4 protein-coding genes and 1 pseudogene are annotated in these 4,616 nt (G+C 78.2%); 1 reads left to right on the top strand and 4 read right to left on the bottom strand.

Annotated features, from left to right (window positions below):
* Positions 1-25: 25 nt before the first annotated feature.
* From HLB09_RS13355 to recG, 3 genes are read right to left on the bottom strand one after another with little or no spacing between them, the layout of a single operon-like run.
* A complete protein-coding gene (locus tag HLB09_RS13355) occupies positions 26-550 on the bottom strand; it encodes a hypothetical protein (RefSeq protein WP_171203838.1) in 525 nt (174 codons plus the stop codon).
* A complete protein-coding gene (locus HLB09_RS13350) occupies positions 547-1,239 on the bottom strand; it encodes an ABC transporter ATP-binding protein (protein WP_171203837.1) in 693 nt (230 codons plus the stop codon). The genes HLB09_RS13355 and HLB09_RS13350 overlap by 4 nt, the downstream gene beginning before the upstream one ends.
* Positions 1,236-3,632, bottom strand: a complete 2,397-nt coding sequence (gene recG, locus HLB09_RS13345) for an ATP-dependent DNA helicase RecG (RefSeq protein ID WP_212771053.1) — start codon at positions 3,630-3,632, stop codon at positions 1,236-1,238. Before recG ends, HLB09_RS13350 begins: the two co-directional genes overlap by 4 nt.
* A 289-nt stretch (positions 3,633-3,921) precedes the next feature.
* On the opposite strand from recG, the gene rpmB reads away from it, so the two are divergent.
* Positions 3,922-4,107 carry a 50S ribosomal protein L28 gene (gene rpmB / locus HLB09_RS13340; RefSeq protein ID WP_171203836.1) on the top strand — a complete coding sequence of 62 codons (186 nt, stop codon included), beginning with the start codon at positions 3,922-3,924 and terminating at the stop codon, positions 4,105-4,107.
* Between the two features lie 124 nt (positions 4,108-4,231).
* Here rpmB and HLB09_RS13335 read toward each other — a convergent pair.
* Positions 4,232-4,616: pseudogene (locus tag HLB09_RS13335) on the bottom strand (thiamine-phosphate kinase); the annotation flags it as partial.

The following is a 4,616-nucleotide window of genomic DNA, read 5'->3' as shown; positions in this document are numbered from 1 at the left end:
GAGACGGCGAGCACCGCCAGCACCGTCACGGCCACCTGGACGACGACCAGGTAGCGCAGCGGGTAGCGGAAGAGCAGCACCGTCGTCGGGAGCTGGGTGGCCACCACGCCGCCTGCGGGGGCGGCAGCGAGAGGGGCCCGAGCCGGCCCAGCAGACCGGCCGTCGCGCCGACGACGAGCAGCAGCGCCGCCGTGACGAGCACGGGCGGCGGGACGTCGGCCCCGGGGAGCGGCTCGCCCAGCGCGCTCACCCCGCCGAGCGCGCCGAGGCGCCCCCGCGAGCCCGACAGCACGAGCAGCGCCAGGGCCACGGCGAAGACGCCGGTGTAGACGTCGCCGAGGAGGTCGCCGACCGTGGCCCCGCTCGCCCGCCGCGCGGCGCGGCGCACCGTGGCGCGCAGCTGGGCCGCGCTGCTGCCGGGGCCGACGGCCACCGGCCGCAGGACGTGCTCGGGGAGGTCGCCGGCTCCGCCCTCGTCCGGGCCGTCGCCCGGGCCGTCGTGCTGCCCGTGCGCCTGCCGCTGACCGGGCCCACCGTGGGAGGCGCTCACCGGCCGAGCTCCCGCGCCGCCTCGGCCGCGGACACCCGGCGCGCGCCGTCGGCGGCGAGCAGGAGCACCCGGTCGGCGACGGCCTCGAGGAGCAGCGGGTCGTGCGTGGCGAGGAGCACGCCGACGCCGGCCTCCTTCTCCTCGAGCAGCCGGTCGACGACGTCCTCGCGCCCGGCGAGGTCCAGGCGCTGCTCGGGCTCGTCGAGCACGAGGAGGCGCCGCGGGCGCACGAGCGCCGCGGCCAGCAGCATCCGCCGCCGCTGCCCGGAGGACAGGGCCGAGGGCAGGTGCTCGGCCACCGGCTCCAGGCCCAGGTCGGCGACGGCCTGGTCGACGACGTCGTCGGCGTCGCGCACGCCGTGCCCGCGGGCCACGAGGTCGAGGTGCTCGCGCACGGTGAGGCCCGGGAAGTGGGCGTCGACGTCGAGCACGCTGGCGACGTCGCGCCGGAAGGCGACGGAGCGCTCGTCGACGGGGCGCCCCAGCACCTCGAGCGTGCCGCCGACCGGCACCAGCTGCCCCAGGACCGCCTTGAGCACCGTCGTCTTGCCGGCCCCGTTGAGGCCGACGAGGGCCAGCGCGCGCCCCGGGTCGAGGCGGAAGGTCGTCGGCGGGGACACGGGCTCGCCCGTGTAGCCGACGAGCAGCCCGTCGGCCCGCACCAGCGCCTCCCGGTCGCGGCGGCTCACCCGCGCTCCAGGAAGGACTCGTGCTGCGGGCGCAGCAGCTCGGTGACCGCACCGGCGAGCGCCGGGTGGCGCCGGAGCTCGGGGTCGACGGCGAGCACCTGCGCGGCGTCCGACCGCGCCTCCTCGATGACGTCGACGTCACGGACGACGCGCAGCAGGCGCAGCGAGGAGCGGACCCCGGACTGGCGCGCTCCGAGCACGTCGCCCTCGCCGCGGGTCTCGAGGTCGAGCTCGGCCAGGGCGAAGCCGTCGGTCGTCGCCGCGACCGACTTCAGCCGCGCCACACCGGGGGCGTGCTCGGGCAGCGGCGACAGGAGGAAGCAGGTCCCCGCGTGGCCGCCGCGCCCCACGCGCCCGCGCAGCTGGTGCAGCTGGGAGATGCCGAAGCGGTCGGCGTCCATGACGACCATGCACGTGGCGTTGGGGACGTCGACGCCGACCTCGACGACGGTCGTGGCGACGAGGACGTCGAGGTCGCCGGCCGCGAAGGACCGCATGACGGCGTCCTTCTCCTCGGGGGGCATGCGCCCGTGCAGGACGCCGCGGCGCACCCCCGCGAGCGACGGCTCCTCGGCGAGCAGGGCGTCCACCGCCGCGGTCGAGACGAGGACGCGGTCCTCCTCGCGCCCGCTCCCGCCCGGCGGCTCCTCCGCCGGCCCGTCCGCGCCCGGCACCCCCTCACCCCTGCCGGGCCCGGCGCCCTCCTCGTCGCCGATCGTCGGGCAGACGACGTAGGCCTGCCGCCCCGCGTCGACCTCCTCGCGCACGCGCTGCCACATCCGCGCCACCCAGGCGGCGTTGCCCGCGTTGACGGCGTGCGAGGCGATGGGCGAGCGACCGGCGGGCAGCCCGCGGAGCACGGAGGTCTCGAGGTCGCCGAACGACGTCATCGCCACGGTCCGCGGGATCGGCGTCGCCGTCATGACGAGCAGGTGCGGGGTGGCCGAGGCCTTGGCGCGCAGGGCGTCCCGCTGCTCGACGCCGAAGCGGTGCTGCTCGTCGACGACGACGAGGCCGAGGTCGGCGAACTGCACGGCCTCCTGCAGGAGGGCGTGGGTGCCGACGACGATGCCGGCCTCCCCGCTCGCGGCCTGCAGCAGCGCCTCCCGCCGGGCGCGGGCGCCGAGGCTGCCCGTGAGCAGCGCCACCCGCGTCGCGACGTCGGCCCCGCCGAGGGTCCCGGCCTCGGCGAGGTCGCCGAGCATCGCCGTGAGCGAGCGGTGGTGCTGCGCGGCGAGCACCTCCGTGGGCGCGAGCAGGGCGGCCTGCCCCCCGGCGTCGACGACGGCGAGCATGGCGCGCAGGGCGACGACGGTCTTGCCGGAGCCCACCTCGCCCTGCAGGAGCCGGTGCATGGGCGCCGTGCGCGCCAGGTCGGCCGCGACCTCCTCGCCCACCTCCCGCTGGCCGTCGGTGAGCGCGAAGGGCAGCCGCTCGTCGAAGGCGGCGAGGAGCCCGTCGGGGCGGGGCCGCCGCGGCACGGCGGTCTGGGTGCCCACGCGCAGCCGGCGGCGCGCCAGCTCGGCCTGCAGGACGAAGGCCTCCTCGTAGCGCAGCCGCTCGAGAGCGCGCTCCTCGTGGCCCGGGTGCTGCGGCTGGTGGGCGGCGCGCAGCGCGTCGAGCAGGCCGGGGAACCCGTGCCGGGCGAGCACCATGTCGGGCAGCGGCTCGGGGACGTCCTCCTCGGCCAGGACGTCGAGGACGATCCCGACGGCCTTGGCGATCGTCCAGCTCTGGACGCCCTGCGTCGCCGGGTAGATGGGCAGGACGCCGCTGAGGAAGGCGTCCATCGCGGCGCCCTCGGCGGCCAGGTCCTCGGCGCCGCCGGCGCCGCCGGCGGCGTCGTCGTCCTGGCCCACCTCCGGGCCGCCTCGGGGGCCGCTCATGTGGTGCTCGGGGTGCACCAGCTGCAGCGAGCCCCGGTAGAGGTTCACCTTCCCCGAGAACAGGCCGGTGCGGCCGACGACCATCTCGCGCAGGAGGTGGGCGAGCGCGCCGCCGTGCCGGGGGAAGAAGGTGAGGGGGACGCGCACCGCGCCGTCCTCGACGACGACGTCGACCACGTAGCCGGGGCGGCGCTGCATCTTCCGGTGGCGCACCGACGACACCCGCGCCAGCACGGTGGCGTGCTCGCCGACCTCGAGGCCGCTGAGGTCGGTGAGCTGGCCGCGGCGGCGGTAGTCGCGCGGGTAGTGGCGCAGCAGGTCCCCCACCGTGACGAGGCCGAGGTGCGCCTCGAGCGCCTTCGCCGTGGGGAGGCCGACGGCGCGGCCGAGGGGCTCGGCCATCCGCCCGGTCGTGACGGGGACGGGGCCGGAGTGCTCGGCCCCCCGCGGCGCGGGCAGCCCCGGGGCGCCGGCCGCGGGCCGCTCGGACGACGGTCCCCCTGCCATGCCCGCACAGTAGGCCCGGCCGCCGACGGCACCGGCCAGGCACGGCTCGTCGTCCACAGCCCCTCCGCCGGAGGCGGCTCGCCCGGCCCTGCGCCGGCCGATGACCGCCGGTGGCCCGCTTTGGGCCGCGGCGCCACCTCGGCTACTGTGTCCCGCGACCGCGGCGAGCGCTGCCCTGCCCAGGGCCGGCGGAGCCGCAGCACCCTGACGAACCGGCGCTCCCGCGCCGGGCGGCCCCCGCGCACGAGCGGCGGCGGACCGCGACGAGCCGAGCACCGTAGGAGAGACCGTGGCTGCCACCTGCGACATCTGCGCCAAGGGGCCGGGCTTCGGCCACTCCATCTCGCACTCGCACCGGCGCACCAAGCGCCGCTGGGTGCCGAACATCCAGCGCGTGCGCGTCGTCGAGGGCGGCACGCCCAAGCGCCGCAACGTCTGCACCTCGTGCATCAAGGCGGGCAAGATCACGCGCTGACGCACCGCACGTCCCGAGAGGCCGGCACCCCGCACGGGGTCGCCGGCCTCTCGCGTCCTCGGAGGCAGCCGCGCCGTCCTCCGCAGGTGCGGGAGCACGGCGGCGCGTCCCCGGTCGCCGCCCGTCAGCCGAAGTGGTCCCAGCCGCCCGCGCCGCCGTAGCGCTCGCCGTCGACGAGGACGGCCGGGGCGGTGCCCGCGCGCACGACCCCGACGGGCGTGAACTGCTCGGGCAGCACGGCCTCCGGGGGGAACGTCGCCAGCAGGCCGTGGTCCTCACCGCCCTCGAGGACGAGCCGCCAGGCCTCGACGCCGAGGAGGTCGGCGACGGGGAGGACGGCGTCGCGGTGCGGCGCGAGCAGCTCGCTGGACAGGTCGAGGACGACGACGCCCGCGCGGGCCAGTCGGCCGGCGTCGCGGACGAGGCCGTCGGAGACGTCGAGCATCGCGGTGGCCCCGGCCTCCGCGGCCGCGGGCCCGGCGGCGCACGGGGGCCGGGGGCGCCGGTGG

This window comes from Pseudokineococcus marinus (assembly GCF_013004605.1).
Lineage (GTDB): Bacteria > Actinomycetota > Actinomycetes > Actinomycetales > Quadrisphaeraceae > Pseudokineococcus > Pseudokineococcus marinus.
This window is presented reverse-complemented; position numbering and strand designations above follow the sequence as displayed.